Here is a 26,194-nt window from a genome sequence, read left to right on the forward strand (position 1 = left end):
AAATGTATACGCTTACACCTTTGCTAGACAAGGAATGAAAAAACTTAAAATTTTTTGTATTTTTTCTTCAATTTATTTACTCTACATGAACGGTTTTCTTTTGAACAAGCTTTTGTGATATTTTTTCACACGGTTTTTGAAGAATATTGTGAGATTTCATTGCGTTTGTTTTTTCCTTCAGCATGCCTTTCTAAAGCGTTTTCCTATGAATTTGTGATAGAATGAGAGCATCTAATAGAAGGAGGGCAATACATGGCTAACATCAGAGGTTATATCGGAACGTATACAAAAGGAGACAGCGAAGGAATCTATTCTTTTACTTTAAATACGGACAAGCAGCAGATTGAACAAGTAGAAGTGGCTGCAGAACTTGAAAATCCTACATATTTAACTGTCTCAGATTCTCAAAAGTTTGTGTATGCTGTTGTGAAAGAAGGAGCACAGGGCGGTCTTGCTGCGTATCAAATTGATGCCGACACCGGCGCACTTCGTTTCATCAACCAAGAGCTTGCCGATGGGGCTTCTCCTTGTCACGTCAGCGTGGACAGCCAAACGAAAACGGCGTTTACAGCAAACTATCATAAAGGAACAGCAGAGATGTATGAAATTGATGCTGAAAACGGCTCAGTGATCCGCACGCTGTCACAGGCGCAGCATGAAGGCACTGGACCAAACGAAGACCGTCAAGAAAAACCGCACACTCACTTTATGGGTTTGACACCTGATGAACAATTTGCAGTGGCTGTTGACCTTGGCACAGACGGTATTTATACGTATAAGAAAGAAAACGGCAAACTTGAGCTTGCCCATACATTTGAAACAAAACCAGGCAGCGGCCCTCGTCATATCACATTCCACCCAACGAAACCTGTGGCATATGTCATGACAGAGCTCAGCTCAGAGGTCATTGTACTTCGTTACTTTGAAGATGGTCATTTCGAAGAGATCCAAACGATCGCAACCATTCCTAATGACTTCACAGAGAATAATCAAGGCAGCGCCATTCATGTGTCTTCTGACGGTCAATTTGTGTATGCAGGAAATCGTGGACATGACAGCATTGCCATTTTCAAAGCAGATCATGACGGCAAACTAAGCCTCGTTGAAATTACTTCATCTGAAGGAAATTGGCCTAGAGACTTTGTCCTTGATCCAACAGAAGAATTTCTCGTTGGTTCAAACCAAGAATCTAGCAACCTTGTGTTATACAAACGTGACAAAGAAACCGGTCGACTCACTGTCTTACAATCAGACATCACCGTTCCGCATCCGGTTTGCGTGAAATTTTTAGGATAATGAAAAAAGCCTCCGTTTAGGAGGCTTTTCTTTAAGCAGACGGCATACCGCCATCTTCAAGCTTTTGATCAATGAAAGACGTATCGCTTTTTTCACCGAACCATTTTCCCAGCCTGTCTTTCGCTTTTCCTTTGACATCGTCATCAATGTACATTGCCACTTGAAGCAGAGCAAATGTGATGGCGCCTAGATCATCTGTGTAGCCGATCCCCACCAATGTATCAGGGATCAGATCAATCGGAAGGATAAAGTACCCTAGCGCCCCAATGATGAGGGTTTTCGCTTTAACCGGTACTTCGGGTTTTTGCAATGTATAATAAAGTAATAACACAGCATAGACAAGAGAAACTCCAGCTTTTTGTGCCGTCTTTTTTAACTTTTCCCAAAAGGCATGATCATTAAAATGCTTCTTTGAACGCTTTAATAGTTCTTTTTTCTCAGAACGATTCATCGTATCGCCTCCATATTCAGCATAGCCCTTCCACTTTATTTATACAAGAAATCCACTCATTCGACAAACAAACAAAAAGCAGCAGAAAGCTGCTGCAATCTACTGCTCTTTGTAAAACTTTTCGATCGCCTTATCGATGTATACCCATCCTTTATACGACACATGAATCGTATCCTTAAAGAAATATGGGTCATACTCATGCGAAGTCAAATCTGCGACTTCATACCCATTATCTCGAATTTGACGATTGATTTTTTGATAATAATCTGTACGTCCCTCTTTCGGAAAACCAGTGTAATCATACCATTTTCCGTTGACGGGAATCGTCACAAATAAAGGCTTCGCCCCTGCCTGTTTTAAAATATCCAGCATGATCTGGAAATCTTTATATTCAGGTGATTCTGCATAAGAATTGTCGCGACGAGAATCCTTCATCTTTTTCATGATCGGCTTCAGCTTGCGGTCAAACAGTCTCTGATCAATATAAAACGGGTTGTCCCCTGCTTTTTCAGATCCTAAGACGCTCGCTTCTTTTTCAAGCTCAGTCCATGTTTTCCCTTTCACTGAAGGAGACGGACGAAGCTTGCGCTCATGCCCAGACCCGATCGTATAGTACATGTCTTTCTTTTGAAGCATGCCATAATACATTTTTGCAATAGGAGAAATCGCGCCATAGGCGAATTTGTTCCCAGAAAGCTCTGCTTTAAAAAGCTCTGTGATGACCATGTCGTTCTTTACTGCCTTAAACTTCATGATTCTTTTGATGAGCTCTTTTTTAACAGCTGGATCAATTTCTTTATTATAAGCGAGATCAAGCGCCTGAAGCGCTGAATAGTTAGGAGCAAAGTGATTCTCGTCTGATCCCCATTTGACAAACCACTGCGGGGACACGATAAACACAAGCTTTTTCCCTTTTAATTCATCCATATGCGCTGCAAAGTTCATGGCATGAATTAATGATTGCGATCCACCTTTTCCAACAAGATAAGGTGTAAACCCTTGAGGATTTTCATGAAAGACATTCGAAGGGTGATATGGATCAAAACGTGAGAGTTCAGAAGATCCATAGATCGGCAAATAAGTTGGATCTTTTAGCATTTCATCTTGTAAATAAAGCCCTTGGAACATCCCTGGATCTAATTCTGTGGCTGACTTTTGTAATTTGTCTTTTGGGATCAGATGTGAGAGCCATGTATTTGGTACAAGAAGAACACCAATGAATAGAACAGCCGCTAAAATAAGCGGCCCAAAAAAACGCTTTTTCATTACTTCATCTCTGCCAGCTGCTCAGCAATGTGATTCGGTGTATCCCACACATCACGATCAAACTCTGTAATCGGAACAGTAATTCCAAGTTGACTTTCAATTGCCATAAGTAGTTCTACTGTACCAAATGAATCTAAAAGACCTTCGTCAAAAATTGCAATCTCTGGATTTTCTTTCACAACGTCGTCCTGACAAACCTCTGCAATAATACCGTATACTTGATTTTTAAATTCCATAATTTTCTACTCCCTTAATCATTAATGATGAAATGGTTTTCCTGAAAAAATATAAAATCCGAAACAAATCACATGGAATGTAATAATGATCGACACAACCATTGTGACCTTATTATCCGGCCACCACTTGTGCTTTTTATTCCACTTCTCAAATAAATTGTAACCGGACATCACAACTGCATGGTATAGTCCGTAAATAATGTATTGAAGGGCGAGACCATGCCAAGCACCCATCAATAGAAAGAGGACAAAGTACCCAATATTTGATACAGCCATCCGGTTCTTGATCCACTTCTTCTTTGTCATAAAGAACACAAATCTCATAAACACATAATCTCTGAACCAAAAGGATAGCGACATGTGCCAGCGATTCCAGAAGTCTTTAATATTACGGCTGATAAACGGTTTATTAAAGTTTTCTGGTGATTTAATGCCCATGATATAACTCACACCTACAGCAAATGCTGTATATCCAGCAAAGTCAAAGAACAAATACATACTGTACGCATACATATACGTTAACTGTTGAACAAAGTGACTGCTGCTAATGTGATGAATATTCATGAGAATATACGTGTGAATGAGATAACCAATAATGAACTTATATAAGAACCCGATAAAAATTTTATGAATCCCTGCATATAGAAGGTCACTGTACGCTTCTTTTTCAGGCGGTGTATCCATATCCTTTTCAAACCGGCGGTAACGATCGATTGGACCTGATGAAATCGTCGGGAAAAAGACGATGAAATAAACCAAACGGTGAATCGGGATTTTCTTTTTAATCAAGCCGTCTCTTGTCTCGATAATTAACTGAACACCTTTAAATGTTAAGTACGAGATCCCCAAAAAGCTCAGCCAGTTCATTGGCGGCGGTTGATGCGGCTGATGAGTTAAAAAGAACGGTAAAATCTTTGATAGCACAAGCGGCAAAATCGATGCCACCACTGCCATATAGAAGACAGACGCCTTGTTCGCCTTCAACCGGTACGCAAGGTATAGGCGGATAATCAAGACTTGCCACACTGTAAACAAGAACAGCAACAAAGCGCCATGTGCATCCTTTGAGAAAATAAGCGCAAGTGCCACAACCGTTGCAAACATGTTGTAGCCCTGCATTCTTTTGCCGCGAAGACCAAGAATCATCGTCGGCAAAAGAAGAATACCAATTAGAATGAAGAAAAAGAATGAACTAAACGGAATCATAGAAGAACCTCTTTCGCGATTCTTTTACGGTCAACCTTCCCGTTTGGCGTCATGTACAACTGCTCAAGATAGACAAACTTTCTTGGAATCATGTACGCAGGCAGTGAATCCGCCATTTCTTTCTTAATCGCACTTGTCAGCTGATATTCTTTTTCAAAGGAATGTTCAGTTGGGACAATGGCTGCAATTAAGTACTCCACATGCCCGTTTGGCTGGAATGGCACAATCACACAAGCATTGACATACGTTGTCTCGCTCACATGATATTCAATTTCTTCAAGCTCCATCCGGTATCCATGTAGCTTAATTTGATAGTCCAGACGACCGTGGCACGTAATCAAACCATCCTGCGCCACACCTGCATCACCTGTGCGGTAAGCAGGACGTCCTTCGTATTCAAAGAACACTTTATCCGTTAAGGCTTGTTCACCTAAGTAGCCTTTTGTGACGCTTGGCCCCACGATGACAATTTCCCCTTTTTCCCCATCAGGCAGTGTCTTGCCTTCTTCATCTAAAATGACGATATCTGTATCCGGTTTGGCATAACCGACTGGTAAAGAATCGTGCTGATCAAGAATCTCCTGCGTGACTCCAATCGATGTAATCGCAACAGTTGCTTCAGTTGGACCATACGTATTAAAGACCTGCGCCTTAGGAAAACGCTCAAGAAGCGCACTTGCTACAGCTACAGGAAGCGCCTCACCGCAGAACAAGAAAACTTTCAGCTCTGGTAAAAGCTCCCCTGTAAAGGATGGGTCCATTAAGCACATTTGCACAAAGGAAGGTGTGGATGTCCATACTTCAACGTCAGATTGACCAAGCGCTGCAAACATATCCTTCGGCTTATTCACAAGATCTTTCACTAAACAGTAAAGCGTGCCGCCTGATTGAAGCGCTGGATAGAGATCCATCACTGATAAGTCAAAAGAAAACGGTGCTTGATTTAAGAACGTGCGCCCCTCACCAATTGGGAAATCGCGGCACATCCACTCTGTAAAACTTTCTAAATTATTGGCTGTTACCTGAACGCCTTTCGGTTTTCCGGTACTGCCGGACGTGTAAATAATGTAGAAAACATCATCTTGTTGAACCCACTGCGTGGATGGCGGTGCTTCTTTTTCAAGTGCTAAAAGCGATGCCGCACTCTTTACTTCAATGTGTTCTTCTACATCTGGTATAGCCTGCTCATTTGCACAAATCAATAGACTGGCTTTTGAGCTTTCAATGATTGAGACGATGCGCTCGACAGGTATGGAGATATCGACCGGAATATAAGGTCTGCCTGATTTCACACTGCCTAAAAAAGAAATCAGCATCTCTGGCTCCATATGACCATATACAATGACAGGTGCACTGTCAGTTGCGACTGTATCAATCGCACCAGCCATTTGGTCTGATAGATGCCAAAGCTCATCATATGTGATCGAAGCATGTTGAGAAACAAATGCTGGCTGTGTCGGTTTCGTTTGTTGGTATTCATGAATCGTGTGTAATAGTTTCATAGTTTAATCTCCAATTAAAAATCGTTGTAAATGAATGATCCCGTATTTGCTGTATGGAATCCGTAAATAAAGAACAATAATAGCAAAATAAGTAAGTAAAAGCTTGTATATCCTATCCATTTTACAGACTTATTTTCTGATAGCTTTTTGAATAGCATATTGATAACCTCTTTTCTTTTGACACTTATAAAGACGCATGGATCATCAAAAGAGTTTCATATCAAAACATAAAAATTTTAAGAATTGATGAAAAAAAGATGTCCAAAGTATGAACGTGTCTTCGGGCAAAGCTGTCTTATTGTAACAAAGATTTAATGTAATTGAAATGAAATGGAAGCTTAAATTTGCCTTAAAATTGATGAAAACTGTCGAACAAACGTAAAAGCCACCTAGTTTGAATAGATGGCTTTGATGTTATTTACTTTTTATATTTATTCACTTCGAACATGAGAATGTTGTTGAATACCACATAGTCCTTTTTACTTTCAAAAGGACCTTTGTTGTTGTCATGCTCGTCAATTTCATAAAACCCTGGACCTTCGCCAGCATCACGTTTTTTGTACCAGGATAGGAAGGCGTTGACTTCTTTCATTGAAAGGTCATACTCCTTTTGCAAACCATTGACCATTGTGATGATGAGAAGTGCATCGCCGTCTTCATCTGTTGTATCGTCTTTTGGTGGTGTGGTTGGTTCTGGGTCTTTGTCGCCTGGATTAGTTGAACCGTCTTTTGGTGGTGTTGCTGGATCTGGGTCTTTGTCACCGGGTGTTTCTGTATTGTTTGGAAGTTCCAGATCTTTTAAGGAGATAGAGATCACCGATTTATAGTTTCTATCAGCTAATCTTTTAAAACTATTATTAATACTAGATTCTTTTCCACCTATTACATACAAAGTATCATCGATTATTATTGAAGAAGCTGCTTGACGCATTTCAGTTCTTGTAGTGTTTATTTTGAGCAGTTCTTCCTTATCTAAAGAGTACACATAAAGATTGTATGGATTAACTGCTGGTACTATAATGTGATTTTTGTATGCAGAACTGGTGCGATATTCTGCTTTCATCCCATTTTTTTTAGTAGTCCAATTATTTGTAGAAGGATTAAATTCGTAAACTAGATTTTTGTTATTGCCAGACAGAACATAAAATTTATCATTTACCACTACACCAGTAGCAAATTTCAAATCAGCTGCTGGGTCATTTTCAGCCTTCCATTCATTTGTTTCTAGATTATAACTATGAAATTCGTTTCCTCCCCCTAAGACATAAATCTTATTACCGATAAATCCAGCATAAACATTATATTCCCCCTTTAATGTTTTAAAAGGAATATCCTCTAACTGAGTCCACTTGTTAGACTTAGTGTCATACACTTCAAATTTATTTAATGTTTTATTTTCTGATTCACCGCCTATTACAAATATCTCACTACCGACAACTACAGTTGCTGCTCCACCTCTTGGTGACAACATTTCTTTCTTTTCAGTCCATTTGTCTATACTGGGATCATACATAAAAGTTTTATTTGAATAAACACTAGTTGGAGTACCTCCACCAGCCAGATATATCTTACCGTCAACTACACCCACACTTGCGCCAACTCTTGCTTCAGGTAAATCAGATAATTTGTTCCATTCTAATGTTGTAGCATTTGCAATTTGCTTTGAATGCATAAAAGATAAAACTAATAACATAAATATAAAAATAAACTTTTTCAAAAAATGACACTCCTTTTTAAATTACCATAACTAGAATTTTTGTGATGACATAATCATATTTCCACTCAAAGAAATATGATTATTTTTTTATAAATTTAGCCCCTTCCCAAATTCTACTTCTTAGATTTTTCAAGTAGTTTATACCTATCATTATACACATTAACCATAATTTTACTAGTTTATAATTGTTCCTATTAGAGTATTATTTTCAAACAAAAGACCAAACACATAAAATCGAATGCTCTCAATTCTTTAAGAACAAAATCAGATTATGTGGGCATTTTCTTCTTAATTGAAGCAAATAATAATTTCTCATTTTTTAAAAAGAAGTGAATAACATCTTCACAATTAAAAGTAGCATAATGTCCTATTGATGGTATTTTCTCTAACAACTGAATCTATTCAAAAAACCCATGATTTCATGGGTTTTTCATTAATCCATTATAAGAAAATCCGTCACAAGGCTCCATTTCCATCCAGTCCCCAAAAGCTTGGATACATCCCGTCGCCGAAGCCTGTTGTAAACATGGAAATATCCACCTTGTCATGAAAACGGGTGACGAGCCAGTCCCATGTGAGCTTGTAGTTTTGCTCAAGTACTTCTGCAAATTCCTCATAAAAATAAAAATCATTGTCCTCTTTATATCGCTTATCCTCATACGCTTGAAGATATATAGCTGACTCCGCATCCATATAGCAGCCCATACCCGTATTTACACCGTATCCGAAGAACTCGTCTTCTTTCAATTGATTGAGTTCTTGCCCTATTCTTGTAGCAAGCTCCCATTCTATTGCTAGCTCGTTTGTAAACTTGATCATTGCATAGGCTACTCGTTCGTCTCCGCTTTCCAACCGCTTAACTACAAGTATAATAGGATATTTTCCTAGAGTAATCTTCCTCGTAAAAGATTGGTCCCCTTCTGAAACAAAAGGATCACAGGCAACAATATGACCGCTCGTGATCTCGATATTTCCGATCTGTTTGGCGAATAATTGATCACCTTCTTGACTGCTTGTTGTCTCTCCATTTCTATATAACAAGTAAGTTGGATTGATGTTGTACAAGTGATCTTTCTCCTTTCAGCATTTTGGACTCTTATTCTTAGTCGATATTTAGTAATATATATAAAAACCCTTGAAATAGTTATGTATATCAAGAATTTTATCGCCAATCTTCTTATAGTCTTCTTCTTTCTGTAACATTCCTTCCAGTTCAACAATTTTTCTTGCCAAGTCTTTTGGTAATATTGAAATGTATTTGTATATGTAGCCGGACAGTATTTCCTTAGTATCATTTCTGAGAACGCTGAGATTTTCCGTAGTTATACTAGAAGCTTCCATAGCTTTATTTAGATAGTAATTAGTGTGTTCATGCAGTAATTTTTTACTATCGTAATCTTCAGACTTAATTCTTTCTATATCTCCCTTTATAGAAAAATATATGTTAGATAAACACACTGTTAACTCTAAGTGTTGCACACCAATGGTATAAAATGCTTCTTCTTTTGCTTCCCTCCCCTCAATTTTCTTTTGGGTATTGTTCACAAGTATTGTAATAAAGATGGCAGTCACAGGTATGAGTAGGAAATCCACAATTAAATTAGGTAATATACTATCTAACCACTGTGAACAGTTGTACCTATTCATAAACACTGCTGTAAGTATAGCACTTAGAAAAAATGAAAGAGCAGCAATCCACTTATACTCTTTAGGTATATTTAAGTGTTTGTATTTCCTCCTTATAAAAAGTGTTAAGTAAGTTATGACTAGATATATTCCAATAATTATCGTTAAACTTAATAACTCATTGCCTGGAAAACATGAAGCAATACCATTCATAATAATTTCCCCCTTTTATTATTTAAGAACTTCAGTTTGTTTTTATCCTTTCTATCTTCTCTTAAAATAAAGTAATATATCAATTATGATTAGGATGTTAAAATTCCAATAAATTTTCAATTGAGATGTCAACTTTATATATTAGTATCGGCCATTCCATTAATCAACAGTTTTCATTAGGAATTATATTGCTGAAAATTTATTGCATTTGATAAGTGAGTAACAAATATATAAGCGTGTCCACGGGGCATTTTGATAAATTCTAAATTGTTTGTTCTAAATTAATTTGTCTTTTTTCCACAAATAATTTAATCGAACATAGAAAAAGACACTTTTCTATATAAAAGTAAAGCGCCTTCGTTATATATATTATTATTATTTTATTAATCATAAACATGGATTGTTGCCATATCTGTATTCAATCCATCTTCTACATCATTTAACAAATTTTCTATAGAATATCGTATTTCCTGAAGTCCAACCTTATCTATTATATAATCTGCTAATTCATCCTTATTGTTTTTATTACCTCCTTTTGGCCGAACATTATAGAGCCTATTTAAACTACCTGTAAATAAATCTGCTGCTTGTATTAATCGACTCAATTTTGAATCTAGTGGAACATAGTTATTAAGTACTAGATCATCTCCGTATTGTTCTTTAAATTTGCTACTTAGTAATTCAGAAAACTTACTAATGTTATAAGTATTATCATTATCATCTCTATCTTTGAAATAATTTATTTGCCTTGGTAGCACCACTCTTCCAGTTAGAATTTCATGTTCCATACCTTTAATTGTTAATCGATAGAATAAATCATTTATTATCTCATCGATAGGTGTCGATAGTTTGGATTTGTTCACTGCGATCGCTCTAAAACTGACCATTGCGGAATTATCCAGCAAAACCTTAAAGAAGTCCTTGTATAATCTTAGTTCATCTCTATTTTTATTATTTAAATTCTTAAAGTGAAACTCATCTGGAAACCTAATATTTTCTTCTTTAGCTTTTTTTGTCCACTCTATTAACTCATGATTCAATAAACCATTATGTCTGTCATCTAATGCCCACACACTTCCTATAATTATATATTCGCTGTCTTTACCTGTCTCATCAGCATAAAGATGCATAATAGGAACTGTTGGTTTGTCTAATAAGGCCGCTTCCTTTTCAATTTCTTCACGTTCTCTTCTAATTTTTCTAGTTCTCTCATCTGATAAGAACAATTTGTATTCATTTTGGATTTTCGCTCTTGCTCTTACCAATGAACTTAACCTTTCATATTCATACATTTTCTTCAAATCTACTTTTTTGGAAGTATGTCCATGAAATTCTTCCCAAAATTTTATTTGCAGTGTAATATCTGACTTTCTTGCTTCAGGGTATTTGTTTAGTATTTTAGCAACCTTTTGCCTTAAAGTATTTGTAAGTCCAGATTGCACAGCAGTTATTAAAGCTTGTGCTTCCTGTCTTTTCCTCTCCTCTATAACTGGATCGATTACTTTTTCTTGAATTTCAATTTCTTTTTCATTTGAATGATTCATAGAAAACAGCCCCCTATATTCAAAAGCAATTACAAGAGATGATTGTCTTATTATTCTAAAGTTTAATTTTATTTCCACCTATTTTGCTAATCGAGAAATCCAAATTTTATGTTCCCCTTCTATTTAGACAAAGACTAAATCGTTAGACTCCAATAAGAAATAGTGTTCAGTATTTTCGGGATAATAAATTTGATCTCATTTCCCTTGATAAATTCATCAAAAATCTTTCAAGTTTGCCATAATTGAACTGTGTTTTGTTGTTGTTTGATTTGTCTATATTATCAACTCCTACCTTTATATCGGCAGGAAAAGAGCACACAGAACTATTCTCGAAATTTGTCGATCGACAAATCAATTTTCACCTTTCTCTTTCCTAGCGTAGACTTGCTCAAATGTTCTTAACATTAAGACAGCAACACTTCTGGCTCTTTTTCCTTTAATTACTATTGTTATAATAAAAATAAGTGATATAGCTGTGGTAACTAAAGCTAAAGCTTTACTTACATTAACATTAAATTCCATAGTGAAATATACAGCCACTAAAGGGACAAATGCTGGATAGTACTTAGAGACATCTCTTATGTTCTCAATATGGGCAAACCTCGATATTTTCTGAATATGTATAGATAACATCTTCTAACTCCATTAATTTCTTTGAGTATATTTCATTATCTAATTTCTTAATTTTCTTATTCTGTCTTTTATTTTTTATTACACGTTTCTTTCCTTTACCCAAATCTACTCACTCCTTGATTTTAATATCGGAGAAAATTGATAAAGTTGAGGTGCTTGCAAAATTTGTCGAACGAATCCTATAACTCGCTAAAGCAAGAAAAAATATATTAAATTTCAGAAAATTATACTTCTCCGTCCCACCTTCCATCTTTCAGTCCTAGCTCCCTGATCTTTTCTCCTTCAAACTTGTGTGTTGACGTTTCTATTGCATACTCACGTTCCTCAAGTTTCCAAAGACGTTTAAACAATCTTTATTCCTTCATATCCATGCACTTAATTCAGATTGGCTCTCTCCTTTGCTATCTTTTAGTAAATTGCCTCGATGCCATGTTGAGCAATCCACCAGCTGCTTTAAAGATTGCGGCCTGCATATTTGGTCCGTTTTCACGCTAAAGTTATTCAAAAACAATTAGGGCATACAAAAATGGATACAACTATGTCAATTTACGCTCATGTCATTGAAGAAGCTGATCAGAAATCAGCCACCCATTTTGATAGCTTCTTTGATACAAAAACAGGGAACGGAAATACTTAAAAATAAATCCGCTCCCAAAATCCTTTTTTGAAGCGATTTACGAACTTATGTTCTAAAGAACAAAAAAGCCTGAAACCCTTTATTATCAAGGGTTTCAGGCTTTTAATTTAGTACGTCCCAGGAGAGATTCGAACTCCCGACCGACGGCTTAGAAGGCCGTTGCTCTATCCTGCTGAGCTACTGGGACATGTTGTTATGTAGTGTGCTTTGGCGTATTACCTCAGCGACAAGATTTATTATATTACTATTGTTCTTTAAAGTCAACGGTTTTTCGAAAGTTTTTTCATAAGGGGCAAATGCTGCACCCTTATGAAATACCTTCCAATGTGACAGTGTTTTCGAGGTCTTGTATGACGTGACCTTCGTCCGTGAAAAACTGTACGTTTGCTTCGCTTCCATCTAGTGTCAGTATAGCATAGCTGCGCTCTTTGCGCACTCTTGGCAGGTGTACGCTGCCTGGGTTAATGAGGAGTTTTCCTCTTAGCAGCTCACTGCCTGGGATGTGCGAGTGGCCAAAGCAGATAATGTCTGCGCCTAGCTCTTCTGCACGGTAGTAGACTTGAAGCAAGGATTGTTTGATGCCATGCAGATGTCCGTGAGTGAGAAATAGTTTTCCGCCTCCGTCGAGTGGGAGCAGGAGCTCTTCTTCAAAATCGCCCATAAAGTCACAATTTCCTTTGACGACTTTGTATCCTTCGAGTGCTGGGTGGTTCGTTTCGAGTTCTGAATCTCCGCAGTGAATCATCATGTCCACTTCAGCCGCATGCCGTTTGGCAATGGTTTGAAGTTCGTCTGTGAGTCCATGACTGTCACTAATGATGAGTATCTTCATGGCTTCATTCCCCCTTATTCATTTGCGTCTAGCAGTGATGAAAGCTTTTGAAGCGCGACCGCTCGATGGCTGATCTTGTTTTTTTCCTCTGGTGATAACTCGGCCATCGTCTGGTCTTTGTCTTTGACGATGAAAATTGGGTCGTATCCGAAGCCGTTTTCGCCGATCGGTTCTTCTGCGATAAAGCCTTCTACTGATCCTTCTACCGTTTGAGTCTCTTTGCCCGGTATACTGACAGCCAGGGCACATCTGAATCTAGCAGTGCGGTCTTCTTTTTCGATGCCTTGCAGCTCATTTAGCACCTTTTCCACGTTCTCAGCATCGTCTTTATGCTCGCCCGCATACCTCGCTGAATAGACGCCAGGTTTTCCGCCAAGGTAATCAATCGACAGACCCGAGTCGTCTGCAATCACCATTTCACCTGCTTTGGCTTGAATGGCCTCGGCTTTGATAATCGCATTTTCTTCAAAGGTATGTCCTGTTTCTTCGATCTCTTCCGTAAATCCGATGTCCGCTAGTGTTTTGACCGTGAATCCTTTTGGCTCAAGAATGGCTTTGAATTCTTTCGCTTTGCCCGCATTGTGCGTTGCGATGATGGCAGTTTTCATCCTGATCAAACCCTTCTCTTTATTCGATGACTTCTCCTGTCACTGCTTTTTGCTTTTCAATTAATTCTTTGATGCCTTTTTCGGCTAAATCAAGCAGTCCGTTTAGTTGTTCTCTTGAGAATGTCGCTTCTTCGCCAGTACCTTGAAGTTCAACAAAGCGTCCAGCACCTGTCATAATGACATTCATATCCACTTCAGCTGAAGAATCTTCTTCATAATTTAAATCTAACAGAAGTCCCTGTTTAGAATCAATTCCGACGGATATCGCAGCTAAATAATCAGTGATCGGATTTTCTTTCAAAACGCCTTCTGATCGAAGCTTTTGAATCGCTAGTGTCATGGCAACAAATGCACCTGTAATAGAAGCTGTGCGTGTTCCACCGTCTGCTTGAATAACATCACAATCAATCCAAATGGTGCGTTCACCAAGCTTTTCTAAATCAACGACTGCGCGTAGAGCTCGTCCAATTAAACGCTGGATCTCCATTGTACGTCCTGTGACTTTTCCTTTAGATGATTCTCTTATCGTTCTTTGAGCTGTTGCTCTTGGAAGCATGCTATATTCTGCTGTAATCCAGCCTTTTCCTTCTCCTCTTAAAAAAGGAGGTACGCGGTCCTCGATAGATGCGTTACAAATCACCTTCGTATTTCCCGCTGAGATTAAGACAGAGCCTTCTGGGTGCGTAATGTAGCCTGCCTGTATTTCAATTTTTCTTAATTCGTCGTATTGTCTTTCATCTAATCTCATGTTTTACCTCCGTTACAATATACATTCCACGCGGGTGTCAGCGGGGTTCTCCTATTAACTTTGACAACCTCGATCCGTTCTAATCGCTTGGAATAAAAAAGAGGCAGCGAATGTGCATGCCTCTTTTTCTCCATTATATCAATGTGTGACGTTAAAAACTACCTGTATTCACTTGTTCTGGTCTTGAAACTGGCTTTGTGAGCTCTGCTCCTTTTTCATTCACAAGCTCTGCCTTTCCGTTTACCTTCACAGACACGCTTTTCACATCTGGCAGCTCTGTTAATGTCAGCACAATGCTATCAAGAACTTTTTGTGATATGACCTTTTTCTTTTCATCTGCACTGCCAAAAATGGATTCATTGAAATCAAGGGTCACATGACCGTCTTTTACTTTCGGGACATCATTGAGCTTCACATCTTGATCAAAGTCTGTCAGCAATTGGCTTGTTTTGCTTGGCCCAGAGACGAGCTCATCAATGGCTGCTGTAATTGGATCATCCTCGTCTTTTGGTGCTCTTTTGGTCACCGGGACATAGTACGTCTGTTCATCAGATTCAGCTAAATAGTAGACGGTCACAGGCTTTGTCGATGTCATATCAGCCGCAGCCTCGTGCTGAATATTAATGCCGTCCTCTCTGCTTAAATCATCTGAAATCGGCGTCCCATTCACAGGCATCTCTTTTAATTCATGGCCATTCATCTTTAATTTGACTTTCGCTACCGAATCAAACTGCGTTAATGTCCAAGTGACTGATTGCAAAATGCGCTGTTCGTCTTCTTTTTTATAGTTTTTGAATTCATTTGAGAAATCAACAACCGCAGTGCCATCTTTAATATCGACAGATACGCTCGTGTCCGCCGGCAGCACGGCTCTGAACCCATTTGGCATCAGGTTAGAAATCGGTCCCCCGTCTACGAGGTATTCAAGTGTTTGTTTCGCACTTCCTTCGTTCTTCGGCAGCGGAATGGATTGAGAGACAACATATCCATTTTTATCAATTAAATATAATTCTCTCATGACGGTATCTGCTTGCTTCTCTTCTTTTCCTTCTTTCGCTGTTTGTTTCTCTTCTTTATTTTCTTTCACAAACGTGACATTTTGTGGTGGATCAATCTCTGTTTTCGCTTGGTCTGTTTGAAACAATCCGCATCCTGATAAAAGCATGGCTGACGCAATACACGTAACAGCTGCTGTAGTTCCTTTTTTCAGCATACTTCACCCTCCTCTAGTGGTTTGTACTAGTATGTATACGAGCTCCCTCAGAGGATTAGACCCTTTTCATAAAAAAATAACCCACTTCCATGAGAAGTAGGTTATTGCTGATATACGTGTTCAAGCGAAACCGTTTCGACCTTTCCTGGCAGGTAGCCGAACCAGTCTTGAGCGATGTTTTGAAAGTTTTGTTGCTGCCCTGTTGTGTAAATCGTATGAACAGGCTCTTCCTTCGAATTATTTAACAGCCCTTTATATGAAAGAATTGTGCTCGCTTCTCTCGCTGTCTCGTCTCCTGATGAAATGATATTGACGCCACTGCCCATAAAGCGCTGAATCGGTTCTTTTAAAATTGGATAGTGCGTGCAACCAAGAATGAGCGTATCAATGCCTGTTTCTTTCATTGGTTCAAGAGAAGCTTTTACGACTTCATCTGCTGCATGATCTAAAAACGTACCACTTTCCACAAATGGCACAAGCAATGGACATGCCAGACTTTGAACAGTTAGTCCTGCTTTTAAAGAAAGCAGTGCTTCTTTATAGGCTTCACTTTTGATCGTATTGACTGTGCCGATGACACCAATATGCTGATTGTTTGTCACCTTGATCGCTGTGCGGGCTCCGGGCTGGATCACGCCAATGACCGGGATATCAAGTGTTGCTTTAATTTCATCAAGTGCTATCGCCGTCGCAGTGTTACACGCAATGACAAGCATTTTAATATGGTGATGTCTTAATAGGTAGTGTGCCATTTCCCATGTATATTGAAGAACCTCTTCTTCTGCTCGAGGGCCGTATGGACATCGTTTTGTGTCGCCTACATAAATAATTTTTTCTTTTGGCAGTTGTCTCATGATTTCCTTCGCAACGGTTAAACCGCCTACGCCGGAATCAATCACGCCGATGGGTTGATCCAACAAAATCGCCTCATTTTCTTTTCATTTGCTGCTGTAGTTTCGTTAAAGATTGGTTGAAAACGATGGCTTCTTCTTCTGAGAAAGCCCCTAGAAGTTCACTGACGTATTCTTGGCGTTTGACAATCACTTCTTGAATGATCCGCTCACCTTCAGGTAATAAATGAATGCGAACCACGCGGCGGTCAGACGGATCTTTCACCCGTTCAACAAGTTCACTTTTTTCCATTCGGTCAATTAAATCGGTTGTCGTGCTGCAAGCCAAATACATCTTTTGTGATAACTCACCTATTGTCATATCTCCGAATTCATAAAGCCACTGAAGCCCTACAAATTGAGGAGGTGTAATCGTATATTGATTCAGAATTTCTCTACCTTTTTGCTTAATGATTGCAGCAATATGGCGCAATGATTTTTCAATTTCTGCAACATGACCTGACTCATTCGTTTCCATTTCATTGATACCTCACTATAGCATCTCACTTTGATTAAAACGTACATTCCTATTTTCCTCGTTTTTCAAAGAAATTGCAAGAAGAGACTCATGGAAACCATATAGAAATAACCGGCTCCTCCCTGATGCGGAAGGAAAACCGGCTGACGTTAGAGCTCTAGCTCACCCATACGCAGAAGCTCGACTACGGCCTGTGAACGACCTTTGACTCCTAGCTTTTGCATGGCATTCGAAATATGATTTCGAACAGTCTTTTCGCTAATAAAAAGCTCGCTTGCAATTTCTTTTGTTGTTTTATCTTGGACGAGCAATTCGAATACTTCTCTTTCTCTTTTGGTTAATAGCGGCTTGGATTGAAACTCTTTCTCCTTCAAGTATTGTAACCCTCCTTGCTAAGGTGAGAGCTCTAGTCTCTATAGAATGGGATTCTGTATAGTCGAGATATCATATGCCGGGTACTTGAGGTAGGTGACGTTAAAATCGAGAATTCCCGTAGATGAGCGTCCAATTTGCTCCCCTTCAAACCGCACAAAAAAGGACGAGTCCCCTATAGAGACATCGTCCTTGATCAAACAAGCTTTTAAAATATCGAAATGGCTCCTGTTAAAAGAGCAATAAGTGTTGTAAACAGGGCTGTGAGTACGGTCCATAACAGTGCGTACTTTTGCAAATCACCGATATCTTTATTCAGCATACTCACAAGTAGTAATGTGGAAGCCACAAGCGGACTCAGTAAATGGACAGGCTGTCCGATAATAGAGGCGCGCGCAATTTCTACTGGATCAATTCCGTAAGCTGCGCCGGCTTCAGCTAAAATTGGCAGCACCCCGAAATAATACGCATCATTTGAAAGAACAAATGTAAATGGCATACTCGTCAACGCGACAATGAGTGGAAAAAATGAGCTGTATGAATCTGGAATCATGTAAATGACCAAGTGAGCAATGGACTCCACCATTTTTGTTCCCGAAAAAATGCCTGTGAAAATTCCTGCTGCAAACACAAGGGTAATGACCGTTAAGGCATTTCCTGCATGCGATAAAATCCGCTCACGCTGATCTTCAACTTTTGGATAGTTGATCATAAGCGCAATGACAAAGCCAATGAGAAAGAGTACAGGAATCGGTACGATATCCAATACAAGTGTCACCATGACAGCAATCGTCAGGAAGAAGTTGACCCAAATCAGGTTTGGTCTCTTCATATCTGCAACGCCATCTTCAATTGATGCCGCCAATTCAGGAGAGATCGAGACCTCTTCTTTATACTGAATCTCGGCAACCCCAATGCGCTTCCGTTCTTTTTTTCCAAGAACATACGCTGTAAAAAGGATAAAAAGACCGCCCCCTATCATCGTCGGGAGTAATGGAATGAAGAATTCCGCTGCATCTAAACCAAGTGCAGCAATCGCACGAGTGGCTGGACCGCCCCAAGGCGTCATTCCACTCATAATGCCTAATGATAATAATGAAATCGTCCCTAAAATCAGTGGGTTCATCCCAATTCTTAAGAAAAGTGGCAGCATAGCTGATACGGTAATCATGTACGTTGTCGTTCCATCACCATCTAATGCAACAAGCATAGACAAAATCGCTACCCCAAAAGCAATTTTCACCGGATCGCCTTTCACAAGACGTAAAATCAGTTTGATCAATGGGTCAAACAATCCAGCATCCAGCATGACACCGAAGAATAAGATGGCAAATAACAATAAAGCAGCAGATGGTGCAACGGTCTTGAGTCCATCAAGCATCATGTCCCCTAATCCGCTGTAAAATCCACCGATTAATGCAAAGATGATTGGCACAACGGTTAGAGCCACCACCGGATGCATACGTTTTGTCATAATAAGAAATGTAAAAGTCACGACCATCAAGATCCCTAAAATAGCTAGCACTTCATATCCCTCCATCCTCTTCTTTACACGATCCACAAGCGCCCCTTTTGCACTTGCGGCCCGAAATGTTAGCGCTTTCTATTTCAAGGATATAATAGCTTTTTTTATAATGAAAATATCGATTTTTTCGTCTATTCAATAAATTTTTTTTATAATTAGCCTTGCTGACTTCTTAAAAACTCAATGAATGCTTTCACAACAGACAAATGAAGGGAATCCGGCTGGTACATGAGCCATGTATCTCTTAAAACAGGCTGTCCATCTTTATACGAAAGACCTTTTACAAATAGCTCATCACTTGGTCTGAGGCAAATTTCCGGGACAATGGCATAACCTAAACCATGCTTCACCATCTCTTTTGATGTATCTTGCCTGTCTGTCTCCATTGTCACAAGCGGAGGCATCGTGAACGTCTCCTGCCACCATCTGTTAATCAATCGTTTTAATGAACTATCCGTGTGATAGTCAATGAGCGGCAGCTTCGGAAGGTCCTTTAGCTGTATTTCTGATTTTGAAATGATACAAAGGCGTTCTTTATCAAGCAAAAATCGCTCTCCATTCCAGTCGTAATCTCCTCTTAAAATCCCTAAATGTACACTTGATGTACCTAATAAATCCATGACTTTTGTGCTCCATCCTGTGTTCACCATAAATTGAACATGTGGATACTGCTTAGAAAACTCTCTTAAAATTTCCGGCAGTTTATATTGAGCAAAGTTACTCGACACCCCTAGCCTGATCGTTCCTTTGACCTTTTTTTGCATATTGAGCATGCCATCTTTCGTTTGCTGGAGCTGCTTGAGCATGTCATTTGCGTATTTAGCCAAGTATTCGCCCTCTGATGTAAATTCAATGCCTCGTTTTCTTTTAAAGAAAAGCTTCATGTCAAATTCCTCTTCAAGCTGTTTCAATCGATAACTTAAGGCAGGCTGCGAGACAAATAATTTTTCTGCCGCTTTTGTGATGTTCTTCTCTTCATATAGCACCTTTAAAAACCGCCAGTCTTTCTCATCCATTGTGTGCCCTCCTTTTGACCTTGTTATAAAAATATTTTATTAGTTTCTCTTAAAATAATGTATTTAACTTATTTCTTATTATACTTTACCATTTTGATTAGATAAATAGTAACTAAACAATTGAGGGTGAGAGCAATGAGAAAAGTTCCAATCACAATCATGCGAGGCGGTACAAGCAAAGGGGTCTTCATTCAAGCCAATGATGCACCTTACGAACACGATGAACTCGAAGCATTTCTATTAGACATTATGGGCAGCCCTGACCGGCTGCAAGTTGATGGAATCGGGGGCGGTAATTCTTTAACAAGTAAGGTGGCCATTATCGATAAAGCCACTCGTCCAGATGTGGATGTAAACTATACGTTTGCACAAGTCAGCATCAATGAAAGGTTTGTCGACTTTAAAGGAAACTGTGGGAATATCTCATCAGCAGTTGGACCGTATGCCATCATTAAAGGACTTGTCCAAGCAGTTGAGCCTGTCACAACGGTACGTATTTTGAATACCAACACGAATAAAATCATTGTGGCAGAGGTAGAAGTCGAGAATGGAGAAGTGAAATTTGAAGGACAGGCAGAAATTCCAGGAGTGAAAGGAACAGGTTCTCCCATTTATTTATCCTTTGAGAAACCTGAAGGCGCTGTCACAGGTAAAACCTTTCCGACTGGAAACAAAATGGATACGATCCAGACAAAGTTTGGAGAGATTCCGATCTCAATCGTAGACATTGCAAATCCAATCGCCTTTGTCCGTGCCAAAGATATTCAATTAAAAGGAACTGAATTGCCTGAGGAGTTTACAGACGAATTGCTGGATGATTTAGAAGAGATTCGTTCCATCGCTGCTGAAATGTGTCACTTCGCACCAAAAGAACTGGCCACATTACAGTCTCCTGCTGTTCCAAAGCTTGCGATCATCAGCGAGCCTGCTGATTATGTAGATACAAATGGAATATTGAGAAGAGCAGCAGATATGGACATCATCGTTCGGATGCTATCGATGCAAAGACCGCACCAAGCACTTGCCATCACCGGATCTGTCTGTGTGTCAGCCAGCTGTTTCATGGATCAAACGCTTCCGGCACAGCTGTTTCAAGGTCAAGATGATACACTTCGAATTGGTCATCCTGCTGGTATTATGCAAACTGAAATTGATATCTCACAAAATAGAGTGAAAGTCATTCGAACCGCAAGAGAAATCCTAGATGGAGTGGTCTTTACAAAAAAAGACTACATGGTTCAACCTCAAATAAAAAGAGAAGCATAAATGAGACGTCATCATGTCGACAAAGAGCTAAAATGAACTGATTTTAGCTCTTTGTCTTTTTTTCAGTGTGAAGATCTTAAAGCAATCCGTTCTAACATCGAATGCAACGGTTTTATACACACTCATCGAACGAGAAATTGTCTAATTGGGCGGTGCATCAATATCTCCTGCTGAATGGGCTTTTATATGTCCTTGATCATCTTTTAACTGAATATGACCATAACGATTCACACCACAGCAAATCCCTTCCTGCCATGTTTGCTTTTCACGATCTAGTGAAATACGAAGCGGTTGATTCAGCCGATATAATCGTTTGTTATAAAGGGCAGTGAGGGCTTCAAATCCTTCCATTTGCCAGCGTGCATGGTATTTTTCAAAGGCCGCTACCAAATCTTTCACTAGCTGGTCCGCTTTCACCTCAGTCAGTTCTGATAGGCAAACGGTTTTATACGGAACGTGCTCGGGCTTTGTCTCTACATTGATGCCCACACCGATGTAAATGGCGCTACGGTCTGCTTCAATTAATGTGCCAGATACTTTCGCTTCATTAATCAATAGATCATTTGGCCATTTGATCGCCAGCTGATCCTCTGCTCTCATGAGTGGTTTGAGTACATCATAAATCGCGAGTGCCGTCAGCGGGGCAATCGTTGATTGGGTGGAGATATCTACTGGCGGTTTTACTGTCATCGTGACAGCCACATTTCCTGTAGGCGTTTCCCACGGTCTGCCAAGCCTGCCTCTCCCTGCTGTCTGCTGCCGGGCATATACAGCAAATGAAGGGATTTCTCCTTGCTGAATGAGCCTTTTCGCTTCATTATTTGTACTATCAATGGTGTCGTATTGAAAAATCTTCATGTGCTCTCCTTTTGTTTCATCTTCATATGATCTTTTTATTATAACAAAATGAAACATGTGACCGTGATTCTTTAATGTCGCTGGGCCTGAAAAGTCTCTTTTTCCTCTTCTGTAAACGGTACAGGGGCACCGGTGTCTTTACTTATTTGCACCATCGTGACTGAGCCTGTAAAACACGGTTCTTGCTGTTCATTTTCTCCTAAATAATGAAGGATGAGAGAGCTTGATCCAACCTTTTCTGGCTTTACATACACACGCAGCCTCTCACCGATTTCCACTTGCTTGATGTAATCACATTGAAGGTTTGCCACGACCGTAATCGTCTCTCTCGCTCGCTTCATTCGTTTATCTACAATTCCCGTTTTTTGAAAGAAGGCAATCCGCGCCTCTTCAAAATACACAAACGGGGTGACATTGTTCATGTGACCAAACATATCCGTTTCTGAAAAACGGACGGTTGTTTCCACATAAAATCGAAACGATGCCCTCCACTCTTCAAACGGTTCTTCAATATATGACGGCAGCCTCATTTGATCCACTCCTTATTCGCAAACAAAACGCCTCTCCCGTATTGGAAGAGGCGTTTGTTATGTTTTTGCATCCAGCCTCTTGTAAACACTCATCATGATTGGCAAGGAGGACTGAATGTGATGTTATTCTGCGTGATCGCTTCCGAAGAAGTTACGGAAAGCTTGTAATGTTGTATCTCGGTTAAGTGCTGCAATTGATGTTGTGAGCGGGATTCCTTTCGGACAAGCCTGCACACAGTTTTGAGAGTTCCCGCAGTTTGCGAGACCGCCATCACCCATAATTTCTTCTAAACGGTCAGACTTATTCATTGCACCTGTCGGATGTGCGTTAAATAGACGAACTTGTGAAAGCGGTGCAGGGCCCATAAAGGAAGACTTATCATTCACGTTTGGACAAGCTTCAAGGCAGACACCACATGTCATACATTTTGAAAGCTCATACGCCCATTGACGCTTTTTCTCAGGCATTCTTGGTCCAGGTCCAAGATCATATGTGCCATCGATCGGCACCCATGCTTTGACTTTTTTCAATGAATTGAACATACGGCTTCGATCAACCTGCAAGTCTCTCACAACCGGGAACGTTTTCATCGGCTGAAGACGGATCGGCTGCTCTAACTTGTCAATCAGTGCAGTACATGATTGGCGAGGCGTTCCATTAATGACCATGGAACAAGCGCCACATACTTCTTCAAGACAGTTCATGTCCCAGTTGATCGCCGTTGTTTTTTCACCTTTTTTATTGACCGGATTACGTCTGATTTCCATGAGTGCAGAAATGACGTTCATATTCGGACGGTAAGGGATTTCGAATTCCTCATCATAAGGCTTGCCATCTGCTGTATCTTGACGTGTGATAATAAATTGAATCGTGTTTTTTTCACTCATCTTATTTCTCCACCTTTTTCTTCGAGTAATCTCGTTTACGAGGTGCAATTAACGATACATCGACGTCCTCATAGTGGAATGCAGGTTTTTGGTTCTTCCCTTTGAACGTAGCCATCGTTGTTTTTAGGAATTCTTCATCGTTTCTTTCTGGGAATTCCGGTTTATAGTGTGCGCCTCGGCTTTCATTCCGGTTGTAAGCCCCAATCGTAATGACGCGTGCCAGCTGAAGCATGTTGTCAAGCTGACGCGTGAAGGCAGCGCCTTGGTTGCTCCATGAAGCTGTATCGTTGATGTTAATATGCTTATAGCGCTCCATCAGTTCTTCAATCTTCTGATCTGTTTTTAAGAGCTTCTCGTTGTAACGAACCACTGTCACGTTGTCCGTCATCCATTCTCCAAGCTCTTTATGAAGCACATATGCATTTTCTGTGCCATCCATGCTAAGGATGTTGTCCCATTTCTCCTGCTCTTTCTTCACGGCACTGTCGAATGTTGCAGATGATAAATCTTCTGCAGACTTTTCAAGACCGCTAATGTATTTCACAGCATTTGGTCCAGCAACCATTCCGCCGTAAATCGCAGAAAGCAATGAGTTTGCACCAAGTCTGTTTCCGCCGTGCATAGAGTAATCACATTCTCCTGCAGCAAACAAGCCTTTGATATTCGTCATTTGATCATAATCAACCCATAAGCCGCCCATTGAATAATGAACAGCCGGGAAAATTTTCATCGGAAGCTTACGCGGGTCATCACCCATGAATTTTTCATAGATTTCAATGATTCCACCAAGCTTAATATCAAGCTCTTTTGGATCTTTGTGAGAAAGGTCTAGATACACCATGTTCTCTCCGTTGATGCCAAGCTTTTGCTCCACACATACGTCGAAAATTTCACGCGTTGCAATGTCACGCGGTACAAGGTTTCCGTATGCTGGGTACTTTTCTTCTAGGAAGTACCAAGGTTTTCCGTCTTTATATGTCCAAACACGTCCACCTTCACCACGAGCTGATTCACTCATGAGACGCAGCTTGTCATCTCCTGGGATCGCTGTTGGGTGAATTTGAATGAATTCTCCATTAGCATAATGAGCACCTTGCTGATAAACGATCGATGCAGCTGATCCAGTATTAATCATGGAGTTCGTTGATTTACCGAATACGATACCAGGGCCTCCTGTTGCCATGATGACAGCATCTGAACGGAAGGATTCGATTTCCATTGTCGTCAAGTTCTGCGCGACAATGCCTCGGCATACTTCCTCGTCATCTAACACAGCACCAAGGAATTCCCAGCCTTCATATTTCGTCACAAGCCCTGCTACTTCATAGCGGCGAACCTGCTCATCTAGTGCATATAATAACTGCTGACCTGTTGTCGCACCAGCAAATGCTGTACGGTGGTGCTGTGTTCCCCCGAAACGGCGGAAGTCCAGTAATCCTTCTGGTGTTCTGTTAAACATTACACCCATACGATCAAGTAAGTGGATAATGGACGGCGCTGCTTCACACATTGCCTTTACTGGCGGCTGGTTAGCTAAAAAGTCTCCGCCATATACCGTGTCATCAAAATGCTCATAAGGTGAATCTCCTTCACCTTTTGTATTGACCGCTCCGTTAATTCCGCCCTGTGCACAAACAGAATGCGAACGTTTCACAGGTACGATTGAAAATAGTTTAACAGCTGTTCCCGCTTCTGCTGCTTTGATAGTTGCCATGAGACCAGCTAAGCCGCCTCCGACAACGATGATGCTAGAATTACTCATTGTAGCCCCTCTCCCTCTTCTACTAATCTATTTCCTCTTAAACAAAAGCGAAAATTGCTCTTAGCCCTACATATGAAAGCGCTATAAATATACCTAATGTCACATATGTGGAGATTCTTTGTGAGCGTGGTGAAACTGTAATTCCCCAGCTGACAGCAAATGACCACAAGCCATTAGCAAAGTGGAAAATAGTAGATAAAACGCCGACAATATAGAAACCTAGCATAAATGGAGAGCTTAAAATATTCGCCATCATGTCATAGTTTACTTCAGCTCCAAGCTGCGCTTGAATGCGTGTTTCCCATACGTGCCAAGTGACAAAAATCAATGTGATGATACCTGTAATCCGTTGCAGTCTGAACAACCAGTTTCTTAAGTAACTGAAGCGAGACGTGTTGTTTTGTGCCGTAAAGGCTATGTACACCCCATAAACAGCATGATAGATCAGTGGTAAGAAAATCACGAACAGCTCAAGTGCATATCTGAATGGAAGCTGTTCCATAAAGTGTGCAGCTTTGTTAAACGCCTCTGGTCCATTCGTCGCAAAGTGGTTAATCACTAAGTGCTGTACTAAAAATAGACCGACCGGAATGACGCCAAGCAAAGAATGCAATCTCCGATAAAAAAATTCTTTGTTCCCCGACATTACTTTACCCCCTAGTAAAAAAAGTGCAATTGCTTGAAAATTGTCTTACCCCCGCTTCTTTCAATTGTAAGCACTTTATTCAAATTTATTGACAATTTCATTTTACTCCTATGTCAAAAAAGCGTCAAGAAACCGCGTACATAAATTAAAATTTTCCGAAATTTAAAAGTTTTAAATCAAAATTCGTTTTACTACAATAAGAATTTCTTAGACTTCAGGGAAAACTCTGTCATCA

At 39.9% G+C, this 26,194-nt stretch carries 27 protein-coding genes and 1 tRNA gene; 2 read left to right on the top strand and 26 right to left on the bottom strand.

Features of this window, described 5'->3' with window-relative positions; translation table 11 throughout:
* Positions 1-252 precede the first annotated feature (252 nt).
* Complete coding sequence (locus ID12_RS17290) at positions 253-1,296, top strand: lactonase family protein (RefSeq protein WP_035701785.1); 1,044 nt, start codon at positions 253-255, stop codon at positions 1,294-1,296.
* A 31-nt stretch (positions 1,297-1,327) separates the two neighbouring features.
* Here ID12_RS17290 and ID12_RS17295 read toward each other — a convergent pair whose 3' ends face one another.
* From ID12_RS17295 to ID12_RS17390, 21 genes are all read right to left on the bottom strand, one after another.
* Positions 1,328-1,747 carry a YkvA family protein gene (locus tag ID12_RS17295; RefSeq protein ID WP_008342863.1) on the bottom strand — a complete coding sequence of 140 codons (420 nt, stop codon included), beginning with the start codon at positions 1,745-1,747 and terminating at the stop codon, positions 1,328-1,330.
* 99 nt (positions 1,748-1,846) lie between these two features.
* Entirely contained in the window at positions 1,847-3,013 is a 1,167-nt protein-coding gene (gene dltD, locus ID12_RS17300; protein ID WP_035701787.1) for a D-alanyl-lipoteichoic acid biosynthesis protein DltD, read from the bottom strand.
* Positions 3,013-3,249 carry a D-alanine--poly(phosphoribitol) ligase subunit 2 gene (dltC, locus tag ID12_RS17305; protein ID WP_003216498.1) on the bottom strand — a complete coding sequence of 79 codons (237 nt, stop codon included), beginning with the start codon at positions 3,247-3,249 and terminating at the stop codon, positions 3,013-3,015. The genes dltD and dltC overlap by 1 nt, the downstream gene beginning before the upstream one ends.
* A 21-nt stretch (positions 3,250-3,270) precedes the next feature.
* The gene (dltB, locus tag ID12_RS17310; protein ID WP_017358153.1) at positions 3,271-4,455 is read right to left on the bottom strand and encodes a D-alanyl-lipoteichoic acid biosynthesis protein DltB; all 1,185 of its coding nucleotides are present in this window, start codon (positions 4,453-4,455) and stop codon (positions 3,271-3,273) included.
* Complete coding sequence (dltA, locus tag ID12_RS17315; RefSeq protein ID WP_050827530.1) at positions 4,452-5,957, bottom strand: D-alanine--poly(phosphoribitol) ligase subunit DltA; 1,506 nt, start codon at positions 5,955-5,957, stop codon at positions 4,452-4,454. The genes dltB and dltA overlap by 4 nt, the downstream gene beginning before the upstream one ends.
* Positions 5,958-5,971: 14 nt before the next feature.
* A complete protein-coding gene (locus ID12_RS19195; protein WP_024427820.1) occupies positions 5,972-6,121 on the bottom strand; it encodes a teichoic acid D-Ala incorporation-associated protein DltX in 150 nt (49 codons plus the stop codon).
* Positions 6,122-6,375: 254 nt separating this feature from the next.
* Positions 6,376-7,674, bottom strand: coding sequence for a Kelch repeat-containing protein (locus ID12_RS17320; protein ID WP_035701792.1), 1,299 nt, complete (start codon positions 7,672-7,674; stop codon positions 6,376-6,378).
* A 456-nt stretch (positions 7,675-8,130) separates the two neighbouring features.
* Entirely contained in the window at positions 8,131-8,739 is a 609-nt protein-coding gene (locus ID12_RS17325; RefSeq protein WP_035701793.1) for a DUF4241 domain-containing protein, read from the bottom strand.
* A 48-nt stretch (positions 8,740-8,787) separates the two neighbouring features.
* Positions 8,788-9,513 carry a hypothetical protein gene (locus ID12_RS17330; RefSeq protein WP_050827531.1) on the bottom strand — a complete coding sequence of 242 codons (726 nt, stop codon included), beginning with the start codon at positions 9,511-9,513 and terminating at the stop codon, positions 8,788-8,790.
* 383 nt (positions 9,514-9,896) lie between these two features.
* Entirely contained in the window at positions 9,897-11,057 is a 1,161-nt protein-coding gene (locus ID12_RS17335; protein WP_050827533.1) for a DUF3800 domain-containing protein, read from the bottom strand.
* A 351-nt stretch (positions 11,058-11,408) separates the two neighbouring features.
* A complete protein-coding gene (locus ID12_RS17340; RefSeq protein ID WP_050827536.1) occupies positions 11,409-11,690 on the bottom strand; it encodes a hypothetical protein in 282 nt (93 codons plus the stop codon).
* 750 nt (positions 11,691-12,440) lie between these two features.
* Positions 12,441-12,514 (bottom strand) — tRNA-Arg (locus tag ID12_RS17345).
* Positions 12,515-12,634: 120 nt separating this feature from the next.
* Positions 12,635-13,159, bottom strand: coding sequence for a YfcE family phosphodiesterase (locus tag ID12_RS17350; protein WP_008345914.1), 525 nt, complete (start codon positions 13,157-13,159; stop codon positions 12,635-12,637).
* A 14-nt stretch (positions 13,160-13,173) separates the two neighbouring features.
* Positions 13,174-13,776, bottom strand: coding sequence for an XTP/dITP diphosphatase (locus tag ID12_RS17355; RefSeq protein WP_164704279.1), 603 nt, complete (start codon positions 13,774-13,776; stop codon positions 13,174-13,176).
* 10 nt (positions 13,777-13,786) lie between these two features.
* Positions 13,787-14,515, bottom strand: a complete 729-nt coding sequence (gene rph / locus ID12_RS17360) for a ribonuclease PH (protein WP_017358165.1) — start codon at positions 14,513-14,515, stop codon at positions 13,787-13,789.
* Between the two features lie 151 nt (positions 14,516-14,666).
* On the bottom strand, positions 14,667-15,728 hold the full coding sequence (locus tag ID12_RS17365) for a GerMN domain-containing protein (RefSeq protein ID WP_007501601.1): 1,062 nt from the start codon (positions 15,726-15,728) through the stop codon (positions 14,667-14,669).
* 101 nt (positions 15,729-15,829) lie between these two features.
* Positions 15,830-16,648 (bottom strand): glutamate racemase, encoded by an 819-nt coding sequence (gene racE / locus ID12_RS17370; protein ID WP_419761243.1) that lies wholly within the window; start codon positions 16,646-16,648, stop codon positions 15,830-15,832.
* Between the two features lie 7 nt (positions 16,649-16,655).
* Positions 16,656-17,096 (bottom strand): MarR family winged helix-turn-helix transcriptional regulator, encoded by a 441-nt coding sequence (locus ID12_RS17375; RefSeq protein ID WP_007501606.1) that lies wholly within the window; start codon positions 17,094-17,096, stop codon positions 16,656-16,658.
* Positions 17,097-17,245: 149 nt separating this feature from the next.
* Positions 17,246-17,470, bottom strand: a complete 225-nt coding sequence (gene gerE / locus ID12_RS17380) for a spore germination transcription factor GerE (protein WP_003184172.1) — start codon at positions 17,468-17,470, stop codon at positions 17,246-17,248.
* A gap of 206 nt (positions 17,471-17,676) precedes the next feature.
* Entirely contained in the window at positions 17,677-18,993 is a 1,317-nt protein-coding gene (locus ID12_RS17385; RefSeq protein WP_025207747.1) for a CitMHS family transporter, read from the bottom strand.
* 155 nt (positions 18,994-19,148) lie between these two features.
* A complete protein-coding gene (locus tag ID12_RS17390; protein WP_007501609.1) occupies positions 19,149-20,009 on the bottom strand; it encodes a LysR family transcriptional regulator in 861 nt (286 codons plus the stop codon).
* A 135-nt stretch (positions 20,010-20,144) separates the two neighbouring features.
* On the opposite strand from ID12_RS17390, the gene ID12_RS17395 reads away from it, so the two are divergent.
* Positions 20,145-21,275 carry a 2-methylaconitate cis-trans isomerase PrpF family protein gene (locus ID12_RS17395; RefSeq protein ID WP_017367811.1) on the top strand — a complete coding sequence of 377 codons (1,131 nt, stop codon included), beginning with the start codon at positions 20,145-20,147 and terminating at the stop codon, positions 21,273-21,275.
* Positions 21,276-21,416: 141 nt separating this feature from the next.
* Here the strand turns inward: ID12_RS17395 and ID12_RS17400 are convergent, their stop codons facing one another.
* The 5 genes from ID12_RS17400 to ID12_RS17420 form a co-directional block, all read right to left on the bottom strand.
* Positions 21,417-22,133 (bottom strand): biotin--[acetyl-CoA-carboxylase] ligase, encoded by a 717-nt coding sequence (locus tag ID12_RS17400; protein ID WP_026050129.1) that lies wholly within the window; start codon positions 22,131-22,133, stop codon positions 21,417-21,419.
* Positions 22,134-22,204: 71 nt separating this feature from the next.
* Positions 22,205-22,663, bottom strand: a complete 459-nt coding sequence (locus tag ID12_RS17405) for an acyl-CoA thioesterase (RefSeq protein WP_007501614.1) — start codon at positions 22,661-22,663, stop codon at positions 22,205-22,207.
* Between the two features lie 123 nt (positions 22,664-22,786).
* The gene (gene sdhB, locus ID12_RS17410; RefSeq protein ID WP_008345969.1) at positions 22,787-23,551 is read right to left on the bottom strand and encodes a succinate dehydrogenase iron-sulfur subunit; all 765 of its coding nucleotides are present in this window, start codon (positions 23,549-23,551) and stop codon (positions 22,787-22,789) included.
* Between the two features lies 1 nt (position 23,552).
* Complete coding sequence (sdhA, locus tag ID12_RS17415; protein WP_008345971.1) at positions 23,553-25,313, bottom strand: succinate dehydrogenase flavoprotein subunit; 1,761 nt, start codon at positions 25,311-25,313, stop codon at positions 23,553-23,555.
* Between the two features lie 37 nt (positions 25,314-25,350).
* On the bottom strand, positions 25,351-25,959 hold the full coding sequence (locus ID12_RS17420; RefSeq protein WP_007501622.1) for a succinate dehydrogenase cytochrome b558 subunit: 609 nt from the start codon (positions 25,957-25,959) through the stop codon (positions 25,351-25,353).
* Positions 25,960-26,194: the final 235 nt, after the last annotated feature.

It is taken from the genome of Bacillus altitudinis (genome assembly GCF_001191605.1).
Classification (GTDB): Bacteria; Bacillota; Bacilli; order Bacillales; family Bacillaceae; genus Bacillus; species Bacillus altitudinis.

What these genes read in the sequence shown, in the direction of transcription:
- ID12_RS17290 (WP_035701785.1), top strand. Translation starts at nt 253, where the DNA reads ATGGCTAACATCAGAGGTTATATCGGAACGTATACAAAAGGAGACAGC.
- ID12_RS17295 (WP_008342863.1), bottom strand. Translation starts at nt 1,747, where the DNA reads ATGAATCGTTCTGAGAAAAAAGAACTATTAAAGCGTTCAAAGAAGCAT.
- dltD (WP_035701787.1), bottom strand. Translation starts at nt 3,013, where the DNA reads ATGAAAAAGCGTTTTTTTGGGCCGCTTATTTTAGCGGCTGTTCTATTC.
- dltC (WP_003216498.1), bottom strand. Translation starts at nt 3,249, where the DNA reads ATGGAATTTAAAAATCAAGTATACGGTATTATTGCAGAGGTTTGTCAG.
- dltB (WP_017358153.1), bottom strand. Translation starts at nt 4,455, where the DNA reads ATGATTCCGTTTAGTTCATTCTTTTTCTTCATTCTAATTGGTATTCTT.
- dltA (WP_050827530.1), bottom strand. Translation starts at nt 5,957, where the DNA reads ATGAAACTATTACACACGATTCATGAATACCAACAAACGAAACCGACA.
- ID12_RS17330 (WP_050827531.1), bottom strand. Translation starts at nt 9,513, where the DNA reads ATGAATGGTATTGCTTCATGTTTTCCAGGCAATGAGTTATTAAGTTTA.
- ID12_RS17335 (WP_050827533.1), bottom strand. Translation starts at nt 11,057, where the DNA reads ATGAATCATTCAAATGAAAAAGAAATTGAAATTCAAGAAAAAGTAATC.
- ID12_RS17340 (WP_050827536.1), bottom strand. Translation starts at nt 11,690, where the DNA reads ATGTTATCTATACATATTCAGAAAATATCGAGGTTTGCCCATATTGAG.
- ID12_RS17350 (WP_008345914.1), bottom strand. Translation starts at nt 13,159, where the DNA reads ATGAAGATACTCATCATTAGTGACAGTCATGGACTCACAGACGAACTT.
- rph (WP_017358165.1), bottom strand. Translation starts at nt 14,515, where the DNA reads ATGAGATTAGATGAAAGACAATACGACGAATTAAGAAAAATTGAAATA.
- ID12_RS17365 (WP_007501601.1), bottom strand. Translation starts at nt 15,728, where the DNA reads ATGCTGAAAAAAGGAACTACAGCAGCTGTTACGTGTATTGCGTCAGCC.
- ID12_RS17375 (WP_007501606.1), bottom strand. Translation starts at nt 17,096, where the DNA reads ATGGAAACGAATGAGTCAGGTCATGTTGCAGAAATTGAAAAATCATTG.
- ID12_RS17390 (WP_007501609.1), bottom strand. Translation starts at nt 20,009, where the DNA reads ATGGATGAGAAAGACTGGCGGTTTTTAAAGGTGCTATATGAAGAGAAG.
- ID12_RS17395 (WP_017367811.1), top strand. Translation starts at nt 20,145, where the DNA reads ATGAGAAAAGTTCCAATCACAATCATGCGAGGCGGTACAAGCAAAGGG.
- ID12_RS17400 (WP_026050129.1), bottom strand. Translation starts at nt 22,133, where the DNA reads ATGAAGATTTTTCAATACGACACCATTGATAGTACAAATAATGAAGCG.
- ID12_RS17405 (WP_007501614.1), bottom strand. Translation starts at nt 22,663, where the DNA reads ATGAGGCTGCCGTCATATATTGAAGAACCGTTTGAAGAGTGGAGGGCA.
- sdhB (WP_008345969.1), bottom strand. Translation starts at nt 23,551, where the DNA reads ATGAGTGAAAAAAACACGATTCAATTTATTATCACACGTCAAGATACA.
- sdhA (WP_008345971.1), bottom strand. Translation starts at nt 25,313, where the DNA reads ATGAGTAATTCTAGCATCATCGTTGTCGGAGGCGGCTTAGCTGGTCTC.
- ID12_RS17420 (WP_007501622.1), bottom strand. Translation starts at nt 25,959, where the DNA reads ATGTCGGGGAACAAAGAATTTTTTTATCGGAGATTGCATTCTTTGCTT.